The organism is Rhizobium sp. NPDC092011 (assembly GCF_044756305.1).
Classification (GTDB): domain Bacteria; phylum Pseudomonadota; class Alphaproteobacteria; order Rhizobiales; family Rhizobiaceae; genus Rhizobium.
In genome coordinates, this window is the sequence record NZ_JBIVSO010000004.1 from 561,336 (window position 1) to 580,152 (window position 18,817).

Here is an 18,817-nt window from a genome sequence, read left to right on the forward strand (position 1 = left end):
CTTTGTATCCCCGATACCGCACCTGCCGGCAGATCTGGCAGTTAAACAAGTTGCGTGACAAGCCTCAAACGGAATTCGGGTCGCACAAGGCGACCCGATCCTATCATTCCACAGCCTCTTCAAAAGAGGCTACCGTCAATTGACGAGCGATTACGTGTTCATCGAGTCGAAGAAATCCGGATTGTTCTTCGTCTGCTTGAGTTTGTCGATGAGGAATTCGATCGCATCGGTGGTGCCCATCGGCGCAAGGATACGGCGAAGAACGAAGATCTTCTGCAGATCCTGGCGCGGCACCAGCAGGTCTTCCTTACGAGTGCCGGACTTGAGGATGTCCATGGCCGGGAAGATACGCTTGTCGGCAACCTTGCGGTCGAGCACGATTTCCGAGTTACCGGTGCCCTTGAATTCTTCGAAGATGACTTCATCCATGCGGCTACCGGTATCGATCAGCGCGGTCGCGATGATCGTCAGCGAGCCGCCCTCTTCGATGTTACGGGCGGCACCGAAGAAGCGCTTCGGGCGCTGCAGCGCGTTGGCGTCTACACCACCGGTCAGAACCTTGCCGGAAGAGGGGACGACGGTGTTGTAGGCGCGGCCGAGGCGGGTAATGGAGTCGAGCAGGATGACCACATCGCGGCCGTGTTCCACGAGGCGCTTTGCCTTTTCGATGACCATTTCAGCCACCTGCACGTGGCGAACCGCCGGCTCGTCGAAGGTCGAGGAGATGACTTCGCCGCGCACGGAGCGCTGCATGTCGGTCACTTCTTCCGGACGTTCGTCGATGAGGAGAACAATCAGATAGCAATCGGGATGATTGGCGGTGATGGAGTGGGCGATGTTCTGCAGAAGAACGGTTTTACCGGTGCGGGGCGGAGCGACGATCAGGCCGCGCTGGCCCTTGCCGAGCGGCGCCACCAGGTCGATGACGCGAGGAGAGAGATCCTTCGACGTGGGAACATCGAGTTCCATACGGAAACGCTCGTTCGGATAAAGCGGCGTCAGATTGTCGAAGTGAACCTTGTGACGGATCTTTTCCGGATCGTCGAAATTGATGGTGTTGACCTTGAGGAGAGCGAAATAGCGCTCGCCTTCCTTCGGTCCGCGGATCGGTCCCTCGACCGTGTCGCCGGTCTTCAGCGAGAAGCGGCGGATCTGGGAGGGAGAGATGTAGATATCGTCGGGGCCGGGAAGGTAGTTCGCGTTGGCGGAGCGAAGGAAACCGAAGCCGTCCTGCAGAACTTCGACGACGCCCTCGCCGATGATTTCCACGTCCTGGCTCGCAAGCACTTTGAGGATCGCAAACATCAATTCCTGCTTGCGCATCGTGCTGGCATTTTCGACCTCGAGCGATTCGGCAAAGGCCAAGAGATCAGTCGGGGATTTATTTTTCAGTTCCTGAAGCTTCATTTCAGCCATGAAGGGAATTACTCATTTTTTTGAAGGGGAAAGGCAATGTTGCTCGTATTCAGAACCGCGATAGGGGCGCTCGCGGGCGACAGAATGGATACATGCCACGAAGAGAAGATGGCGGGAAAATAGCGACTCACTTTCCGAACCGCAAGGGGGGACGGTGAAATGAAGGAAATTTAACGTCCCCGCCAAAAATGAGCGAATCTCACGCGAATGGCTTTACCACCGCGAGAATAACGATGACGATCATCAAAAGCGTCGGCGCCTCGTTCATCATGCGCCAATAGCGGGCCGAGTGCTTGTTTTCATCGCGGGCGAAAGTGCGCACGGCACGGCTGAAGAAGCCGTGAAGGCCGGACATGATAACGACAAGCCCGATCTTGGCGTGTAGCCAGCCGCCCTGGAAATCATAGACCGACCAGGCAAGATAGAGCCCGAATATCCAAGTCAGGATCATCGCCGGCGTTATGATGTAACGCAACAAGCGCTTTTCCATCACCTTGAACGTCTCGGATTGTTGCGAACCTGGCTCCGCGTCGGTGTGATACACAAAGAGGCGCGGCAGATAGAGCATCCCCGCCATCCATGAAATGACGGCGATGATGTGGAGAGCCTTGATCCAGAGATAGAGATCGACGGGATGCCAGGCGAACAGACCGATCGCCAGAACGGCAAAAATCAGGATCATGAAATAGGCGCGCGTGCCTGCTTTTCTGCCAGGCGCTTCGTCCGTCTGCTTTTCCATCGCCATCAGCCTCTCCATCCGCGCACGCGCTCGACAAGCGCAGAAACATGGGCCGGGTCGGTCTGCGGCGTGATCCCGTGCCCAAGATTGAAAATCAGCGGCCCGTTCCCGAGATGTTGCAGGATGTCGTCGATCCCTTTCTCAAGAGCCCTTCCGCCGGCGACGACGCGCATCGGATCGAGATTGCCCTGCACGGGGCCTTCCTGCTGCAGCTCCCGGGCAAAAGCCAGGGGCACAGACCAGTCGAGGCCGATCGCGTCGGCACCGGTCTTCTGCCGGTAGGTTTTCAGCTGGTAGCCCGCGCCCTTGGCGAAGGCGATGATCCGAGCCTGCGGTCGCTGCGCCCTGACGGACGCAATCATTCTGGCAACCGGCTTTACGGCGAAAGCTTCGAATTCCTTCTCCCCAAGCACACCTGCCCAGGAATCGAAAATCTGCACTGCGTCGGCACCAGCGTCGATCTGCGCCACGAGATAAGAGGCGGAAATATCTGCAAGCAGCATCAGCAGATGCTCAAAGGCTTTGGGATGGCGATAGGCGAAGAGACGGGCGGGAGCCTGATCCGGCGTGCCATGACCGGCGATCATATAGGTCGCAACGGTCCAGGGAGCGCCACAGAAGCCAAGCAGCGTCGTTTCCGCGGGCAGGTCCTGCCGCAACCGTCGGACCGTCTCCATGACCGGCGCAAGATGCGCAATGACCCCTTCGGGTTTCAAAGCCATGATCCCGGCTTCGTCGATTGGATCCATTTCCGGCCCATGCCCCTCGGTAAACCGGACGTTTCGCTTCAGCCCATCCGGGATCACCAGGATATCGGAGAAAAGGATAGCTGCATCGAAGCCATAGCGACGGATTGGCTGCAGCGTCACCTCCACCGCATGGTCGGGCGAATAACAGAGATCGAGAAAGCTTCCGGCCTTGGCGCGTGTCTCGCGATATTCCGGCAGATAGCGTCCTGCCTGACGCATCAGCCAGAGGGGGGGAGGGGAAAGCGTTTCTCCGCTCAGCACCCGCATGATCTTCCGGCGTTCATCGGTCAAAGACGTCGTCCTATATAAAATCAAAGATATATCTAAGGTTTCTATTTCTTAGAGTCGGTGACTATCAAGGATTAAAGTTCATCCAGTACCTGTCCAATTTGTCGCGGCTCAGGCGCAAATTTGCAAACAAATCGGCCTGCTGACTGGATATGTGGAAAGAAGAACGGATTTTTCAATTTTTTGAATGGGTTGCCGCAGATTCCGTTTCGAGCCTGCCTGGGGATAAGCTGGGGGATGATCAGGCGCAACTCAACTTGTCCACATTGCCCACAAGCGCCGCGAAGACGTCTCCGCCGAAACGCCAAATGTGGAAAACTCGGCGGTTTTCCACTTGCCCTGGATAGGCCGGTTCCCGTACCTCTCTTTTGTCCCGAGATATCAACAGGTGATGGAAAGTAGCGTGGAAAACCGAACAAGCTTCTTTCATCTGCACCTGATTTCTGACTCAACCGGAGAGACTCTCATCTCGGCCGGACGTGCCGCTTCCGTGCAATTCCATGCCACACAGCCGATCGAGCACGTCTATCCGCTGATTCGGAATCGCAAGCAGCTTCTGCCGGTTCTGGAGGCAATCGATCACAGCCCCGGCATTGTCCTCTACACGATCGTCGATCGCGAGCTTGCCGATTTCATCGACGAGCGGTGCCGCGAAATGGGCGTGCCCTGTGTCAATGTGCTCGAGCCGGTCATGAATGTCTTTCAAACCTACCTCGGCACGGCATCGCGCCGCCGGGTCGGTGCGCAGCATGTGATGAATGCCGATTACTTCGCCCGCATCGAAGCGCTGAATTTCACGATGGATCACGACGACGGGCAGATGCCCGATGATTACGACGATGCCGATGTCGTCATCATCGGTATCAGCCGCACGTCGAAAACACCGACCAGCATCTATCTGGCGAACCGCGGCATCAAGACCGCCAATATTCCGATCGTTCATGGCGTGCCCTTGCCAGAAAGTCTGGCCAGGGCAACGAAACCGCTGATCGTCGGCCTGGTGGCGACGACCGACCGGATATCGCAGGTGCGCGAAAATCGTATCCTCGGCACGACGCCTGGCTTCGATCGCGGCGACTACACTGATCGCGCCGCCATCTCGGAAGAGCTGAAATATGCCCGCTCGCTGTGCGCGCGGCACAATTGGCCGATCATCGATGTCACCCGCCGCTCGATTGAAGAGACCGCCGCCGCGATTGTTGCCCTGCGTCCCAAGCTGCGTTAGAGCGCCGTGCTTCCGAAAGGAAGCACAAAGGTCGCTCTAACTTTTTGAATCCACGCATCAGGCTTTCCGAAAATAGATTCCGATTTTCGGGCCGATGCTGTAAGCGCTCGATATCAACATATTCAGAGGCAACAGTCATGACCGTGCCCCTTATCCTCGCATCATCAAGCCCGTTTCGCCGGGTGCTGATGGAAAATGCGGGACTTCATTTTCAGGCCATAGCCGCTGATATCGACGAGCGCGCCATAGAGGCGCCGCTGGAGCAAAATGGCGCCAGCCCCGATGCCGTGGCTCTGGTCCTGGCCAAGGCGAAGGCGAAAGAGGTGAGCGATCGCTTTCCGGGATCGCTCATCATCGGCTCGGATCAGACCATGTCGCTCGGTAGCGAGGTCTTCCACAAGCCGAAGACCATGGTCGATGCTGAAAACCATTTGAAGACGCTGTCAGGCGAGACCCACCGGCTGAATAGTGCCATCGCGCTTGCCCGCAACGGCGATATCATCTGGGAGCATGTATCGCATGCCGAGCTGACCATGCGGACCCTCTCGGCAGACTTCATTCACCGGCATCTGAACCGTGTCGGGGAAAAGGCATTGTCGAGCGTCGGCGCCTATCAGCTCGAAGGCGAGGGCATCCAGCTCTTCTCCAAAATCGACGGTGACTATTTCACGATCGTCGGTCTGCCGATGCTGCCGCTTCTGGAAAAACTACGCGAGTTGGGGACAATCGATGGATGATTCACGTGAAACACACGGCGTAAACGCTTTCGTAACGGGTTATCCGGTCAAGCATTCGCGCTCGCCTCTGATCCACGGCTACTGGTTGCGTCAGCTCGGACTTGCCGGCAACTATCGTGCCCATGAAGTTTCCGTCGAAGACTTTTCCTCTTTCATCGCCGCCTTGAAAGACGGTACGAGCGGCTTCGTCGGTGGCAACGTCACGATCCCTCATAAGGAAGCGGCATTCAAACTGGCCGATCGGCCGGATGAACTGTCCAGCGAACTTGGTGCATCCAACACCCTGTGGCTCGAAAATGGTTTGCTCCACGCGACGAATACGGATGGCCGCGGTTTCACGGCAAACCTCGATGAGCGCCATCCTGGCTGGGATAGCAGCGATCGAGCCGTCATCCTCGGAGCGGGGGGAGCGAGCCGCGCCATCATCCAGGCTGTGCGCGATCGCGGCTTCAAGGAAATCCATGTGGTCAACCGCACGGTCGAACGGGCGAGGGAATTGGCAGACCGCTTCGGCGAACGCGTTCATGCCCATCCGATGGCAGCGCTCGGCGAGGTCATGCAGGGCGCCGGCCTGTTCATCAACACGACCTCGCTCGGCATGGATGGCGAAGCGGCACCTCGGATCGACTTCACCCCCCTTGTCCACGGCGCCGTCGTTACCGACATTGTGTATGTGCCGTTGAAAACGCCGCTTCTGGTGCAGGCTGAAGAACAGGGTTTTGCCATTGTTGATGGTCTCGGCATGCTGTTGCACCAAGCGGTGCCCGGCTTCGAAAAGTGGTTCGGAAAGCGGCCGATGGTCGACGAAACATTGCGGGCTTTGGTCATCGCCGACATGGAAAAGCATTGATGTTGAGGATCGGGCTGACAGGATCGATCGGTATGGGAAAATCCACCTCGGCGAAACTCTTTGCCGAGGCAGGAATCCCGGTGAACGATTCCGATGCGGTCGTGCACGATCTCTATAGTGGCGAAGCCGTTCCGCTGGTCGAGGCCGCCTTTCCGGGCTCCACCGGTAGCGGCAAGGTTGATCGGCAGGAGCTTAGTCGGAAGCTTGCGGGCGATCCCTCCGGTTTCAAGCGGCTCGAAGCCATCGTTCATCCGCTCGTGCGCCAGCGAGAAAACCAGTTTCTGGAGCAGCATCGTCAAGCCGGCGCCGATATGGTGGTGCTGGATATCCCGCTGCTGTTCGAGACAGGTGCCGACCAAAGGCTGGACAAGATCGTCGTCGTCAGCTGCGATCCACAGATTCAGCGGGAAAGAGTGCTTGCCCGGCCGGGTATGACAGAGGAAAAATTCAATATGATTCTCTCCCGCCAAACGCCGGATGCGGAAAAGCGGGCGCGGGCCGACTATGTTATCGATACCGGCGGAAGCATCGATGCGGCACGCGGGCAGGTGAAGGAAATCATTGCGGATCTGCGGCGCAAGCAGCAGGGCGGAAACTAGGAAGGCGGAGCCTCGACATGCGCGAAATCATTTTCGATACGGAAACCACGGGCCTCGACAACAAGGCGGACCGTATCATCGAAATCGGCGGGATCGAGCTGATCAACCACTTCCCGACCGGCAAGACGCTACACCTCTTTATCAATCCGGGCGACCGCAAGGTGCATCCGGACGCTCTGGCCGTCCATGGCATCACGGATGAATCGCTGAAGGACAAGCCGCCCTTCGAAGAGGTTGCGGACCAGATCCTCGAATTCTTCGGCGATGCCAAGTGGATCGCCCATAACGCCACCTTCGACATGGGCTTCGTCAATGCGGAGTTCGCAAGATTGGGCCGGCCGCCGATCCTGCCCGATATGGTGATCGATACGCTCGCCATGGCAAGGCGCAAGCATCCTATGGGGCCGAACTCGCTGGATGCGCTCTGCCGGCGCTATGGCATCGACAATTCGCACCGCACCCAGCACGGCGCGCTGCTCGACTCCGAACTGCTGGCCGAAGTCTACATCGAGATGATCGGCGGCCGTCAGACCGCTCTCGGCCTCGGCAGCAACTCATCGTCACGATCGCGGCAGAACGAGGATTCGGACGAGGTCGTCGCCGACGTCTTTGCAAGACCCAGTCCTCTCGCCAGCAGATTGAGCCAGGAAGAGCAAGCCGCCCACGCGGCCCTGGTCGCCAAGCTCGGAGAGAAGGGCATCTGGTCCAAATACCGCACTTCGGAATAAAACAGTTCCAGTAGGAATGCGCGACGCGCTTTAGGCGGGATATCCCAAATCACCAAAAAGAAAATGCCCGGATCGATGTCCGGGCATTTCAGTTTCCAGAGATGGAAAAGATGGGTGCTTAGTTCGGAACGGCCGAAACCTGCGAGCGGGCCTGTTCTTCGGCCATGCGCTGCGTGAACATCTGCGCGAAATCGATCGGGTCGATCATCAGCGGCGGGAAGCCGCCATTGCGCGTGACGTCTGCAATGATCTGACGGGCAAACGGGAAGAGCAGGCGCGGGCACTCGATGAAGAGCAGCGGCAGCATGTGTTCCTGCGGGAAGCCGGTAACGCGGAAGACGCCGCCGTAAACCAGCTCGGTGTGGAAGAGCACGCGCTCGCCATCCTTGGCTTCGGCATTCAGCGTCAGCACGACATCGAAATCTTCGTCCGACAGCGGGTTGGCGTTCACGTTGACATTGATATTGATGTCCGGAGCATTTTCCCGGGCCTGAAGCGAGCGCGGCGCACCCGGATTTTCGAAGGAAAGATCCTTGGTGTACTGAGCAAGGATGCTGAGGCTCGGGCTGGCTGCACCGTTGCCGTTGGTCTCGTTGGCCATGGGGTGTCCTCTCACGTCTCGATGGGTGTCGCCATCTAGCATTTCGAATAGTGGCTTACAACCCTTATGCCCCAGCGCCTTCGGGCTGTCGTTCTAGTCCTCGAGCCGCTTCTGGTCCGACCAGGGCGAGTTGCGCTTGGGCTCGCGATGGAAATCGCTTTCGTCGAGATCGACCACCGTTCCGGCATCGCGCGGCCGGGCTTGCGGGCCGGCGCCGGCTGCCTGCCCACGCCGGAAGGCGCGGGAATTGCCGACGACAACGATACGCTTGCGCAGCATCGTCCAGGCAAGATCACGCACGGCCGGAATGAAAAGCAGGAGGCCGATGATGTCGGAGATAAAGCCGGGCAGCATCAGGAAGATCGCGGCAACGACGATCATGGCGCCATGTACCATCTCGCGGCCGGGATCGCCGCCGTTGCGGCTTTCCGCCGAGATGCGCTGCAGGATGCCAATACCCTGAATCCTGAGCAGCATGGCGCCGAGAACGACGCTGAGGATGACGAGCCCCAGGGTTGCCCAGACGCCGATCAGCTTTCCGACGACGATGAAGCCGGCAATTTCAGCCAGCGGCATCAGAAAAACGAAGATAGGAAGAAGTGATAGGCGCATGTTACGGTGGTCCTGAAAGCGGGTTTCTTCGCGTAGGCGTTGGTTTCTCGCATATAATAAAGAAAGTGGTCCGCTATTTGAATGATAGATCGATGCGGACTATATGGGGATTGTTCTTTTAATTTTAACGGTGGTTCCGATACGAGATGGGTGCAAACGACTTTGTGACGATCTTTTTCCTGGTGGCGGCGGTGCTGATCTTCTTTCAGTTGCGCAGTGTCCTTGGCCGCCGCACGGGGAACGAGAAGCCGCCGCGCGATCTCTATGGTTCCGCTGATTCGGCAAATGGCCCGACGCCGCCGGATGCAGGCAAGGTGGTAACGCTGCCGCGCCGCGATGCGACCGAAGAGGAAGATCGTTTTGCAGCCGTCGATGCCTTCACGCCGGCCGGTACGCAGCTGAATGACTCGTTGCGCGAGATCAGCAAGGCCGATCCTTCCTTCAACCCGAAGGAATTCGTCAACGGCGCCCGCATGGCTTATGAGATGATCGTCATGGCTTTTGCCGACGGTGATCGCAAATCCCTGAAGGGACTTTTGTCTCCCGAGGTCTATGAAGGCTTCGATGCTGCTATCGCCGAACGCGAAGGCAAGGGCGAGAAGGTCAAGTCGACTTTCGTCGGCATCGACAAGGCCGATATCGTCACGGCCGAGGCCAAGGGAACCGAAGCATTCGTCACCATGCGCATCGTCAGCCAGATGATCTCGGCCACCTACGACAAGGCGGGTACCTTGATCGACGGCGATGCAGAGGCTGTGGCGGAGATCAGCGATCTCTGGACCTTTGCCCGCGACACGCGTTCCCGCGATCCTAACTGGAAACTTGTGGCAACCGAATCCGAACAATGACGAGCCCATCGCAGGAATTCAGGCTGGAGCCGGCAACCTTCGCTGATTTGAAGGGCTGGGGGGATGACGATCCTTCCAGCCTTTTTCGCGCCATGAAGGACTGTCGGACCCATATCCGAGATGTAAAACCCTATCGCACCGGCATGGCAGGGCTGACCGCCGACGATCTGTTGGCACTGCTCGACGCGGCCGAGACAAACGACCCGCGAGATGCCGCGGAAGCCCGTGCTTTCTTCGAGGAGCACTGCCGGCCGTTCTTCGTTCGTCGCAGCGACGGTGGCAGCGGTTTCGTTACGGCATTTTTCGAACCGGAAATCGAAGTCTCGGCCATTCCGGACGAAACCTATCGATATCCCTTCTATCGCCGGCCGGATGATCTGATCGATCTCGACGATGGCAATCGGCCCGCGACCCTCGACGCTTCCTATATGTTCGGGCGCCTTCGCGATGGAGCCATCTCGGCCTACCCCGATCGCGGCGAGATCGATCGGGGCTACCTTGAAGGCAAGGGTTTGGAAATCGCCTGGGCGAAATCCAGGGTCGACGCCTTCTTCGTGCATGTGCAGGGCGCGGCGCGTCTGCGCTATCCGGATGGACGTCTTGGCCGCATCACTTATGCCGCCAAGGCCGGGCACCCTTTCTCTGCCGTCGGACGCCTGCTGATCGACCGTGGCTTGCTGGATCGCGCGACGATCTCCATGCAGACGATCCGCGATTGGCTTTATGCGCACCCGGAGCAGGTCGATGAAGTCCTCGCACACAACCGGTCCTACATTTTCTTCCGCGAGGCAGATGTCAGCGATGAGACCCTCGGTCCGATCGCAGCCGCCAAGGTGCCGCTGGTCGCCGGCCGCTCGCTGGCGGTCGATCGGCTGATCCACACGTTCGGTTTCCCATTCTTTATCCGCTCGGAAAGCCTGACGCATCTCGATGGCGGCAAACCGTTTGCACGGCTGATGCTGGCGCTCGACACCGGCTCCGCTATCGTAGGTCCGGCGCGGGGCGATATCTTCACGGGCTCGGGTTACGACGCAGGCGAGCTTGCCGGCACCGTGCGCAATGACGCGGATTTTTATATATTCATTCCAAAGGCGGCAGCGCGAAGGTTTGGCTGATGGCCCCGGAACGAAAAGACAAGGAGCGCAAGCTCAGCACAGAGGATCGCATTCTCTGGGGCAGGGTTGCCAAAAGCGCCCGGCCCATGCCCGGTCGAATGGCCGAGATGGAGGCTTTTGAAGCGGCGCTGGCAGCCGAAGCGGAGAACGAGGAAAAGACCCGCGCCGCCAAGGCAGCAATGGCGCCGACAACTGCAGACGCTCAAAATACGCCGGCACCGGCAAAGCAGCCTTCCGGCCAGCATCATCCATTCGAACGTCCGGTCAAGCGCAAGATCGCCAAGGGGCGGCTGGCGCTGGAGGCTCGGATCGATCTTCACGGCCTTATCCAGAGCGAAGCGCACGGCATGCTTCTGGATTTCCTTCTGCGTGCCCATGGGCGCGGTCTGCGCCATGTGCTCGTCATCACAGGCAAGGGCAGCTCGATGGGCAGCGAAGGGGCGCTCAAGCGCGCCGTGCCGCTATGGTTTTCCAAGCCCGAATTCCGCTTCCTGATCTCCTCTTACGAGACGGCGGCGCAGCACCACGGCGGCGACGGTGCACTTTACATTCGTCTCTCGCGTGGGAAGGAGGAGAAGCTTTGACCCCTTTCGGCGAAGCGGTGCGAAAACTGAGATTGCGCAAGGGCGTCTCGCAGAAGGAAATGGCCGCAGCGCTGAATGTGACACCCGCCTATCTATCCGCCTTGGAGCATGGAAAGCGCGGCACGCCGACCTTCGATCTGCTGCAGCGTATCGCCGGCTACTTCAACATCATCTGGGATGAGGCCGAGGAATTGTTCCTGTTGGCGCGATTTTCCGACCCGCGGGTCGTGGTCGATACATCGGGGCTTTCCGCCGAACATACCGCCTTCGTCAACCATCTGGCGGTCAAGATTCGTAACATTGACGCCGCAACGATCCAAGAGCTAGCCCGCGTTCTGGAAAATGCCGGAAAAACCGGCTGAAAAGCGCCTTAATCCCCTGCTTTATGCCGGATGTGGGGGCCTTCCGTTTGGAAGTTCGGGGTGAAACATCCTATATTCAGAGCAAGAAAAGCCGCTGATTCGGCAGTGATCGGCGAGATTCTCTAAACACTGGAAAGACTTCAATAAATGACCGATACATCCGTAACCGAAAACGGCGGGAACGCCGAGTATGGCGCAGATAGCATCAAGGTTCTGAAGGGCCTCGATGCCGTGCGCAAGCGTCCCGGCATGTATATCGGTGATACGGACGATGGCTCGGGCCTGCATCACATGGTCTACGAAGTCGTCGACAACGCGATTGACGAAGCCTTGGCCGGTCATGCCGATATCGTCACGGTGACCCTCAATCCCGATGGCTCGGTAACGGTCACCGACAACGGTCGCGGCATCCCGACGGATATCCACACCGGCGAAGGCGTCTCCGCTGCCGAAGTCATCATGACCCAGCTGCACGCCGGCGGCAAATTCGACCAGAATTCCTACAAGGTTTCGGGCGGTCTGCATGGCGTCGGCGTTTCGGTCGTCAACGCGCTGTCTGTCTGGTTGAAGCTGAAGATCCGCCGCCAGGGCAAGATCCATGAAATGAGCTTCACCCACGGCGTCGCGGATGCGCCGTTGAAGGAAACCGGCGATTCCAGCAACTTGACCGGCACCGAAGTGAGCTTCATGCCGAGCTCAGAAACCTTCACCATGATTGAGTTCGACTACGGCACGCTCGAGCATCGCCTGCGCGAACTTGCCTTCCTGAATTCCGGCGTTCGCATCCTTCTCACCGACAAACGTCATTCGGACGTCCGGCAGGAAGAGATGCTTTATGATGGCGGCCTGGAAGCCTTCGTCGCTTACCTCGATCGCGCCAAGAAGCCGCTGGTTCAGAAGCCGGTGTCGATCCGCAGCGAAAAGGACGGCATCACGGTCGAAGTGGCCATGTGGTGGAACGACAGCTACCACGAAAACGTCCTCTGCTTCACCAACAACATCCCGCAGCGCGACGGCGGCACGCATATGGCCGGCTTCCGTGCTGCCTTGACGCGCCAGATCACCTCCTATGCCGACTCCTCGGGCATCACCAAGAAGGAGAAGGTGACGCTGACGGGTGACGATTGCCGCGAAGGTCTGACGGCCGTGCTGTCGGTCAAGGTTCCCGACCCGAAGTTCTCGTCTCAGACCAAGGACAAGCTGGTTTCCTCCGAGGTTCGCCCGGTCGTGGAAAGCCTGGTCAACGAAGCCCTCAGCACCTGGCTCGAAGAACATCCGTCCGAAGCCAAGGTTCTGGTCGGCAAGGTCGTAGAGGCAGCGGCCGCTCGCGAAGCAGCCCGCAGGGCGCGTGAACTGACCCGTCGCAAGGGTGCGCTCGATATTGCATCTCTGCCCGGCAAGCTTGCCGATTGCTCCGAGCGCGATCCCGCCAAGTCCGAAGTCTTCCTCGTCGAGGGCGACTCCGCAGGCGGTTCGGCCAAGCAGGGCCGTTCGCGCGAAAACCAGGCCATCCTGCCGTTGCGCGGCAAGATCCTCAACGTCGAGCGCGCCCGTTTCGACAAGATGCTGTCCAGCCAGGAAATCGGCACGCTGATCACCGCGCTCGGCACCGGCATCGGCAAGGACGAATTCAACGCCGACAAGCTGCGCTATCACAAGATCATCATCATGACGGACGCAGACGTCGACGGCGCCCACATCCGCACGCTGCTGCTCACCTTCTTCTTCCGCCAGATGCCTGAACTCATCGAGCGCGGCCATCTCTATATCGCCCAGCCGCCGCTCTATAAGGTGACGCGCGGCAAGTCGGTTCAGTATCTGAAGGACGAGAAGGCGCTGGAAGAATATCTGATCGGGCAGGGCCTCGACGATGCGAGCCTGCGGATCGGCGGCGGCGAAGTCCGCGCCGGCCAGGATCTGCGCGAAGTGATCTCCGACGCGTTGCGCCTGCGCACGCTGATCGACAATCTGCACTCGCGCTACAATCGCGATGTCGTTGAACAGGCGGCGATTGCCGGCGCCCTCAATGCCGAACTGGTCAGCGATCAGGCCCGGGCGACGGTTCTTGCGGATGACGTTGCCAAGCGGCTCGACCTCATTGCCGAGGAAACCGAGCGTGGTTGGAACGGCATCGTGACGGGTGAAGGTGGTTTGCGCTTCGAGCGCATGGTGCGCGGCGTCAAGGAAGTCGTGCTTCTCGACATGGCGCTGATCGGCTCGCAGGATGCGCGCCTCATCGATCAGCTCGGCGCGCGGCTTAAGGAAACCTACATCGTGCCGCCGAAGCTCGTACGCCGCGATGGCGAGACCGAGATTTCCGGACCACGCAAGCTACTGGAAACGATCTTCACGGCCGGCCGCAAGGGTCTTACCATGCAGCGCTACAAGGGCCTCGGTGAGATGAATGCCGAACAGCTCTGGGAAACGACGCTTGATCCGAACGTCCGCACGCTGCTGCAGGTAAGGGTCAACGATGCGACGGATGCCGATGGCCTGTTCGCCCGCCTTATGGGCGACGAGGTAGAGCCCAGACGCGAATTCATTCAGGACAACGCCCTGAACGTCGCCAACCTCGACATCTGATCTGGGTATTTTCAGGAGAGGTCCGCAGCGGTTTTCCGTCCGGACGGAGAAAAATGCCGCAAAAAGAAAAAGGCCCGCCGGAAATCCAGGCGGGCCTTTTCTATTCGGTTCAATTACTTGGCGATGAAAGTGCCGTTGAAGGCGACGTCCGAAAGCGGCTTGCGCTGGCTTGGTACTTCGCGCTCGCGCAGCTTTTCCGGAAGCTGGTTCTTGTCGCCGATCTTGCCGATCGCGACGGCGGCCTCGACGCGGAAACCATTGGGAATGCCGAGGACTTCATAGGATTCTTCGACGTGGAAGCCGGTCATCCCGTGCGCTTCGTAGCCGGCTAGATGTGCCTGGACCGCAAGGAAGCCCCAGGCCGCGCCAGCGTCGAACGAGTGGCTGTAGCTGGGCTTCTGTTCGTCGGAACCAAGCTCACCGCTATGGGTGCGGGAAATAACGAAAAGCAGCGCGGATGCGGACTTTACCCAGCCTTGGTTGAACTCGACCAGGACGCTCAGGAACTTGTCCCAGTTTTCCGAGCCGCGAAGGGCATAAAGGAAGCGCCAGGGCTGAAGGTTCGATGCGGACGGCGCCCAATGCGCTGCTTCCAGGATAGTCAGCAGGTCGGCTTCTGGCATGGGTTCGTTGGAGTAGGCGCGCGGCGACCAGCGATCCAGAAAGAGCTTGTCGATCGGATACTGGGATTCGCGGCTGTTGCTTGATGTCATAGGGGCTTCTTTCGTCTAGGTGAACCAGTTGCAGGTCTTGGGAGTTGGATAAGAAAGTTACGCGGCACTCGCGTCGGGGATCCAGACAAAGTCGAGTTCTTCGCGGAAGGCGAAGCGCTTGAGATGATCGGCGACGACATCCTGCAGGCGCTCGAGATCCTCTGGCTTTGCGACGTTCAACGTCAGGATCAGCTTCGCGGTATCTGCGGCCAATTCAAGGGATGCTCCCGGACTGAACGGCACCTTGCCAGCGGTCTCGTTGAATTCCACTTCAAATTTGTGGCTCCAGTGCTTGCAGAGTTGCTGCAAATAACGGCTGGCATGATCGGTCGTGACCGTGGAAACGGATGTCGCCATAGGATGCTCCAGTGAACTTGATCAAAAGTTGCAGGTTTTCATACATAACCGCATCTGCCTGCGCCAGGTAGACAGTCTGTTTCAAGTTTGCGTTATTCCAGTGAAATTCTGTTCCGCTATGCTGTGGTTGAATAAGAAACCCGCGCGTGGAGACTGAGCTTTGCTGGTAAACGGAAAATGGACGGAAGATTGGCAACCGGTCCAGGCCAAGGATGAGAAGGGCGGCTTCGTTCGCCAGACCTCGAGCTTTCGCAATTGGGTCACGCCCGACGGCCGGGCTGGCCCGATGGGCGAGGGTGGTTTCAAGGCGGAAACCGGCCGTTACCATCTCTATGTCGCTCTGATCTGCCCTTGGGCATCGCGCACGCTGATCGGGCGCAAGCTGAAGGGCCTGGAAGAGGCTATTTCCGTTTCCATTGTCGAGCCCGTGCTCTCCAAACAGGGCTGGCGTTTTGGCGATTATCCCGGTGCCACGAATGACGCCGTCAATGGCGTCACCTACATGCACGAGATTTACACCAAGGCCGACCCAGCCTTCACCGGCCGCGCCACCGTGCCCGTCCTTTGGGACAAGAAGACCGGCACGATCGTCAACAATGAGTCATCCGATATTCTGCGGATGCTGAATGAGGGCTTCGGCGATCTCGCCCGTCAGGATATCGATCTTTACCCGGCATCCAAACGAGCGGACATCGACAGCTTCAACGCCCGGATCTATCCCGCCCTCAACAATGGCGTCTACCGCGCCGGCTTTGCGACAACGCAGCTTGCCTATGAAGAAGCCTTCACCGAGGTGTTCGATTGCCTCGATCGGGTCGAGGCGGAGCTGGAAGGTAGGGACTTCCTCTTTACCGATCATCCCACCGAAAGCGATATCAGGCTGTTCGTCACCCTCGTTCGCTTCGATGTCGCCTATCACGGCCTGTTCAAGTGCAATCTCCGCCGGCTCTCGGACTATGCCAATCTCCAGTCCTTCTGCCGCCGCATGCTGGACTGGCCCGGCATTGCAGAGACGGTCAGTTTCGATCACGTCAAGCGCGGATACTACTCGATAGCCACGCTCAATCCGAGCGGTATCGTGCCGCTCGGGCCTGCTCTCGACGAGCTTTTCTGATACTCGACCCTATTCCAAAACCGGTCTAAGGTCCGCCTCAATCGATAAAGCGGGGAGGATCGGCATGAATTGGGAAGAGTTCCGGCAATGGTCGGAGAAGGCGGCAAACTGGGGCGCGGACTATCGCGCCTCGCTTCGTGACAGGCCGGTTCGGGCGAAGATGGCGCCGGGCGAAATATCGGCGCATATTGCTGATTCTCCACCGGAATCGGGCGAAGCCATGGAGGATATCTTCAAGGATTTTGAGGATATCCTCGTTCCCGGGATGACGCATTGGCAGCATCCGCGCTTCTTTGCCTATTTCCCCGCCAATGCAGCTCCGGTCTCCGTGGTCGCCGAATATCTGGTCAGTGCCATCGCCGCCCAATGCATGCTCTGGCAGACATCGCCTTCCGCCACCGAGCTTGAAACCAAGGTGGTCGATTGGCTACGCCAGGCCCTCGGCCTGCCGGAAAGCTTTACCGGCGTCATACAGGATTCTGCGTCGACGGCAACTCTTGCGGCCGTGCTTGTCATGCGCGAGAGAGCGCTTGACTGGCAGGGAAACAGCCGTGGCCTCGCGGCCAACAAGACCGTGCGCATCTATTCCACCGATCAGGTTCACACCTCGATCGATCGCGCCATTTGGATTGCCGGCGTCGGTGCCGAAAATCTGGTCCGCATTCCCTCCGGTGGCCCGAACAAATCAATGGATCCGCAGGCGCTTGCCGACGCGATAGAGCGGGACCGCGCCGCCGGTCTGCTGCCCGCCGGCGTCATTGCCTGCGTCGGCGGCACCAGCGTCGGCGCCTGCGATGATATCGCTGCCGTCGTCGATGTTGCCCATGCAAACGGTCTTTATGTGCATGTGGATGCCGCCTGGGCCGGCTCCGCGATGATTTGCCCGGAATTCCGTGACCTGTGGCGGGGTGTCGAGCGGGCCGATTCCGTCGTCTTCAACCCGCATAAGTGGCTCGGAGCACAGTTCGATTGCTCCGTCCAGTTCGTCCGCGAACCGGATGCGCTGGTAAGGACCTTGGCGATCCAGCCGGAATATTTGCGCACCCACGGCCACGACGGCATCATCAACTATTCGGAATGGTCGGTGCCGCTCGGTCGCCGCTTCCGGGCGCTGAAGCTCTGGTTCCTCCTGCGTTATCACGGGCTGGAAGGGCTGCGCACGATGATCCGCAACCACGTCGCCTGGTCGCAGAATCTGGCTAAGCGCCTCGCGGCAGAGCCGGATTTCGAGATCGTCACCCAACCGTTCCTGTCGCTGTTCTCCTTCGATCACAAGGCGCCTTTGGGCGTTGCTCAGGAGGAGCATACTCAGCGCCTGATTACAGCGATCAACAATGATGGTCGCATCTATCTGACGCAGACACGCGTCGCTGGCCGTCTCGTCATTCGTTTCCAGGCCGGACAGTTCGAAGCGACGGCTGATGACATTGATACAGCTTTCGATGTCATCCTCGAAATCGCCAGATCGTTGCCTGCCTCCTGAAGCATGTCGCGCAAAGGTGTGCAGCGGTCTTGCGGTAGCGACATGCGCTAAATCAAAAAGCTAAAGCGCACGAAGCGAGGCTCAGAGATCGCGATGCGCTTTAGAGAAACTGTTGTTCCGGCGCGGCAGCGCCGGACATGCTATGCTCTTCGAAATCGCTTGATGACACTGGTGAATAATTCGTTCATATATGGCGCCATCAATTTTGGCTCTGAAAGCAATCTCGTCTTTGAAAATGCAGGGAAGGAAAATCCATGAAATTGTTGCGTGTTGGCGAAGTCGGCAAGGAAAAGCCGGCGCTTCTCGATAGCGATGGCAAGATCCGCGATCTCTCCGCTCACGTCGCCGATATTGGCGGCGAGGCGATTTCGCCCGCTGGCCTCGCGAAGATCGCAGCGCTCGATCCGAAGAGCCTGCCCGAACTGGCCGAAGGCCGCCTCGGCGCCTGCGTTGCCGGCACCGGCAAGTTCATCTGCATCGGCCTGAATTTCTCCGACCACGCTGCCGAAACGGGCGCCACCGTGCCGCCGGAACCGATCATCTTCATGAAGGCAAGCTCTGCTATCGTTGGCCCGAACGACAACGTGCTGATCCCGCGCGGCTCTGAAAAGACCGACTGGGAGGTCGAGCTCGGCGTCGTTATCGGCAAGACGGCGAAATATGTCAGCGAAGCCGATGCTCTCGATTATGTCGCCGGTTACTGCGTCTCGCACGACGTTTCCGAACGCGCCTTCCAGACCGAGCGCTCGGGCCAGTGGACCAAGGGCAAGTCCTGCGACACCTTCGGCCCGATCGGCCCCTGGCTCGTTACCAGGGACGAAGTTGCCGATCCGCAGAACCTCGGCATGTGGCTGAAGGTCAACGGCAAGACGATGCAGAACGGGTCGACCAAAACCATGGTCTATGGCGTTGCCTTCCTCGTGTCCTATCTCAGCCAGTTCATGTCTCTGCACCCGGGCGATGTCATCTCCACCGGCACGCCTCCCGGCGTCGGCATGGGCATGAAGCCGCCGCAGTATCTGAAGCCTGGCGACGTCGTCGAGCTTGGCATGGAAGGCCTCGGCACCCAGAAGCAAACTTTCCTTGCCGACGCTTGATGCGTGCAGGCTCAGGA

20 protein-coding genes are annotated in these 18,817 nt (G+C 59.0%); 13 read left to right on the forward strand and 7 right to left on the reverse strand.

What is annotated here, in order from left to right; all coding sequences use genetic code 11:
* Positions 1–150: 150 nt before the first annotated feature.
* From rho to hemE, 3 genes are all read right to left on the reverse strand, one after another.
* The gene (gene rho, locus ACIQJ2_RS20905) at positions 151–1,416 is read right to left on the reverse strand and encodes a transcription termination factor Rho (protein WP_004127423.1); all 1,266 of its coding nucleotides are present in this window, start codon (positions 1,414–1,416) and stop codon (positions 151–153) included.
* A 199-nt stretch (positions 1,417–1,615) separates the two neighbouring features.
* On the reverse strand, positions 1,616–2,161 hold the full coding sequence (gene hemJ, locus ACIQJ2_RS20910; RefSeq protein ID WP_199145794.1) for a protoporphyrinogen oxidase HemJ: 546 nt from the start codon (positions 2,159–2,161) through the stop codon (positions 1,616–1,618).
* On the reverse strand, positions 2,161–3,195 hold the full coding sequence (hemE, locus tag ACIQJ2_RS20915; protein ID WP_400671174.1) for a uroporphyrinogen decarboxylase: 1,035 nt from the start codon (positions 3,193–3,195) through the stop codon (positions 2,161–2,163). The genes hemJ and hemE overlap by 1 nt, the downstream gene beginning before the upstream one ends.
* 400 nt (positions 3,196–3,595) lie before the next feature.
* On the opposite strand from hemE, the gene ACIQJ2_RS20920 reads away from it, so the two are divergent.
* From ACIQJ2_RS20920 to dnaQ, 5 genes are all read left to right on the forward strand, one after another.
* Positions 3,596–4,417 carry a pyruvate, water dikinase regulatory protein gene (locus ACIQJ2_RS20920; RefSeq protein WP_199145790.1) on the forward strand — a complete coding sequence of 274 codons (822 nt, stop codon included), beginning with the start codon at positions 3,596–3,598 and terminating at the stop codon, positions 4,415–4,417.
* Positions 4,418–4,554: 137 nt separating this feature from the next.
* Positions 4,555–5,154: a Maf-like protein gene (locus ACIQJ2_RS20925; protein WP_400671176.1), complete on the forward strand. Its 600-nt coding sequence runs from the start codon at positions 4,555–4,557 to the stop codon at positions 5,152–5,154.
* Positions 5,147–6,004: a shikimate dehydrogenase gene (locus ACIQJ2_RS20930; protein ID WP_400671178.1), complete on the forward strand. Its 858-nt coding sequence runs from the start codon at positions 5,147–5,149 to the stop codon at positions 6,002–6,004. Before ACIQJ2_RS20925 ends, ACIQJ2_RS20930 begins: the two co-directional genes overlap by 8 nt.
* On the forward strand, positions 6,004–6,603 hold the full coding sequence (gene coaE, locus ACIQJ2_RS20935) for a dephospho-CoA kinase (protein ID WP_400671180.1): 600 nt from the start codon (positions 6,004–6,006) through the stop codon (positions 6,601–6,603). Before ACIQJ2_RS20930 ends, coaE begins: the two co-directional genes overlap by 1 nt.
* 17 nt (positions 6,604–6,620) lie before the next feature.
* Entirely contained in the window at positions 6,621–7,331 is a 711-nt protein-coding gene (gene dnaQ, locus ACIQJ2_RS20940; RefSeq protein WP_400671182.1) for a DNA polymerase III subunit epsilon, read from the forward strand.
* Between the two features lie 118 nt (positions 7,332–7,449).
* Here the strand turns inward: dnaQ and secB are convergent, their stop codons facing one another.
* Positions 7,450–7,932, reverse strand: a complete 483-nt coding sequence (gene secB, locus ACIQJ2_RS20945; RefSeq protein WP_199145780.1) for a protein-export chaperone SecB — start codon at positions 7,930–7,932, stop codon at positions 7,450–7,452.
* 93 nt (positions 7,933–8,025) lie between these two features.
* Positions 8,026–8,544, reverse strand: coding sequence for an FxsA family protein (locus ACIQJ2_RS20950; protein ID WP_199145777.1), 519 nt, complete (start codon positions 8,542–8,544; stop codon positions 8,026–8,028).
* Between the two features lie 146 nt (positions 8,545–8,690).
* On the opposite strand from ACIQJ2_RS20950, the gene ACIQJ2_RS20955 reads away from it, so the two are divergent.
* The 5 genes from ACIQJ2_RS20955 to gyrB all read left to right on the forward strand — a co-directional run bounded on the left by ACIQJ2_RS20955 (position 8,691) and on the right by gyrB (position 14,036).
* Positions 8,691–9,392: a Tim44/TimA family putative adaptor protein gene (locus tag ACIQJ2_RS20955; RefSeq protein ID WP_199145775.1), complete on the forward strand. Its 702-nt coding sequence runs from the start codon at positions 8,691–8,693 to the stop codon at positions 9,390–9,392.
* Positions 9,389–10,507 (forward strand): murein transglycosylase A, encoded by a 1,119-nt coding sequence (locus ACIQJ2_RS20960; protein WP_400671187.1) that lies wholly within the window; start codon positions 9,389–9,391, stop codon positions 10,505–10,507. Before ACIQJ2_RS20955 ends, ACIQJ2_RS20960 begins: the two co-directional genes overlap by 4 nt.
* Positions 10,507–11,091 (forward strand): Smr/MutS family protein, encoded by a 585-nt coding sequence (locus ACIQJ2_RS20965; protein ID WP_400671190.1) that lies wholly within the window; start codon positions 10,507–10,509, stop codon positions 11,089–11,091. The genes ACIQJ2_RS20960 and ACIQJ2_RS20965 overlap by 1 nt, the downstream gene beginning before the upstream one ends.
* The gene (locus ACIQJ2_RS20970) at positions 11,088–11,453 is read left to right on the forward strand and encodes a helix-turn-helix transcriptional regulator (protein WP_199145770.1); all 366 of its coding nucleotides are present in this window, start codon (positions 11,088–11,090) and stop codon (positions 11,451–11,453) included. The genes ACIQJ2_RS20965 and ACIQJ2_RS20970 overlap by 4 nt, the downstream gene beginning before the upstream one ends.
* Before the next feature lie 147 nt (positions 11,454–11,600).
* The gene (gene gyrB / locus ACIQJ2_RS20975) at positions 11,601–14,036 is read left to right on the forward strand and encodes a DNA topoisomerase (ATP-hydrolyzing) subunit B (RefSeq protein ID WP_199145768.1); all 2,436 of its coding nucleotides are present in this window, start codon (positions 11,601–11,603) and stop codon (positions 14,034–14,036) included.
* Positions 14,037–14,149: 113 nt separating this feature from the next.
* Here the strand turns inward: gyrB and ACIQJ2_RS20980 are convergent, their stop codons facing one another.
* Entirely contained in the window at positions 14,150–14,749 is a 600-nt protein-coding gene (locus ACIQJ2_RS20980) for a nitroreductase family protein (protein WP_400671194.1), read from the reverse strand.
* A gap of 57 nt (positions 14,750–14,806) precedes the next feature.
* The gene (locus ACIQJ2_RS20985; RefSeq protein ID WP_400671197.1) at positions 14,807–15,106 is read right to left on the reverse strand and encodes a DUF2218 domain-containing protein; all 300 of its coding nucleotides are present in this window, start codon (positions 15,104–15,106) and stop codon (positions 14,807–14,809) included.
* 160 nt (positions 15,107–15,266) lie between these two features.
* On the opposite strand from ACIQJ2_RS20985, the gene ACIQJ2_RS20990 reads away from it, so the two are divergent.
* The 3 genes from ACIQJ2_RS20990 to ACIQJ2_RS21000 all read left to right on the forward strand — a co-directional run bounded on the left by ACIQJ2_RS20990 (position 15,267) and on the right by ACIQJ2_RS21000 (position 18,800).
* Complete coding sequence (locus ACIQJ2_RS20990) at positions 15,267–16,220, forward strand: glutathione S-transferase family protein (RefSeq protein WP_400671200.1); 954 nt, start codon at positions 15,267–15,269, stop codon at positions 16,218–16,220.
* Between the two features lie 64 nt (positions 16,221–16,284).
* Positions 16,285–17,703, forward strand: coding sequence for a pyridoxal phosphate-dependent decarboxylase family protein (locus ACIQJ2_RS20995; RefSeq protein WP_400671203.1), 1,419 nt, complete (start codon positions 16,285–16,287; stop codon positions 17,701–17,703).
* A gap of 254 nt (positions 17,704–17,957) precedes the next feature.
* Positions 17,958–18,800, forward strand: coding sequence for a fumarylacetoacetate hydrolase family protein (locus tag ACIQJ2_RS21000; RefSeq protein WP_400671206.1), 843 nt, complete (start codon positions 17,958–17,960; stop codon positions 18,798–18,800).
* Positions 18,801–18,817 lie beyond the last annotated feature (17 nt).

What these genes read in the sequence shown, in the direction of transcription:
- ACIQJ2_RS20925 (WP_400671176.1), top strand. Translation starts at nt 4,555, where the DNA reads ATGACCGTGCCCCTTATCCTCGCATCATCAAGCCCGTTTCGCCGGGTG.
- ACIQJ2_RS20950 (WP_199145777.1), bottom strand. Translation starts at nt 8,544, where the DNA reads ATGCGCCTATCACTTCTTCCTATCTTCGTTTTTCTGATGCCGCTGGCT.
- ACIQJ2_RS20980 (WP_400671194.1), bottom strand. Translation starts at nt 14,749, where the DNA reads ATGACATCAAGCAACAGCCGCGAATCCCAGTATCCGATCGACAAGCTC.
- hemJ (WP_199145794.1), bottom strand. Translation starts at nt 2,161, where the DNA reads ATGGCGATGGAAAAGCAGACGGACGAAGCGCCTGGCAGAAAAGCAGGC.
- rho (WP_004127423.1), bottom strand. Translation starts at nt 1,416, where the DNA reads ATGGCTGAAATGAAGCTTCAGGAACTGAAAAATAAATCCCCGACTGAT.
- ACIQJ2_RS20955 (WP_199145775.1), top strand. Translation starts at nt 8,691, where the DNA reads ATGGGTGCAAACGACTTTGTGACGATCTTTTTCCTGGTGGCGGCGGTG.
- secB (WP_199145780.1), bottom strand. Translation starts at nt 7,932, where the DNA reads ATGGCCAACGAGACCAACGGCAACGGTGCAGCCAGCCCGAGCCTCAGC.
- ACIQJ2_RS20930 (WP_400671178.1), top strand. Translation starts at nt 5,147, where the DNA reads ATGGATGATTCACGTGAAACACACGGCGTAAACGCTTTCGTAACGGGT.
- gyrB (WP_199145768.1), top strand. Translation starts at nt 11,601, where the DNA reads ATGACCGATACATCCGTAACCGAAAACGGCGGGAACGCCGAGTATGGC.
- ACIQJ2_RS20965 (WP_400671190.1), top strand. Translation starts at nt 10,507, where the DNA reads ATGGCCCCGGAACGAAAAGACAAGGAGCGCAAGCTCAGCACAGAGGAT.
- dnaQ (WP_400671182.1), top strand. Translation starts at nt 6,621, where the DNA reads ATGCGCGAAATCATTTTCGATACGGAAACCACGGGCCTCGACAACAAG.
- coaE (WP_400671180.1), top strand. Translation starts at nt 6,004, where the DNA reads ATGTTGAGGATCGGGCTGACAGGATCGATCGGTATGGGAAAATCCACC.
- ACIQJ2_RS21000 (WP_400671206.1), top strand. Translation starts at nt 17,958, where the DNA reads ATGAAATTGTTGCGTGTTGGCGAAGTCGGCAAGGAAAAGCCGGCGCTT.
- ACIQJ2_RS20985 (WP_400671197.1), bottom strand. Translation starts at nt 15,106, where the DNA reads ATGGCGACATCCGTTTCCACGGTCACGACCGATCATGCCAGCCGTTAT.
- ACIQJ2_RS20960 (WP_400671187.1), top strand. Translation starts at nt 9,389, where the DNA reads ATGACGAGCCCATCGCAGGAATTCAGGCTGGAGCCGGCAACCTTCGCT.
- ACIQJ2_RS20995 (WP_400671203.1), top strand. Translation starts at nt 16,285, where the DNA reads ATGAATTGGGAAGAGTTCCGGCAATGGTCGGAGAAGGCGGCAAACTGG.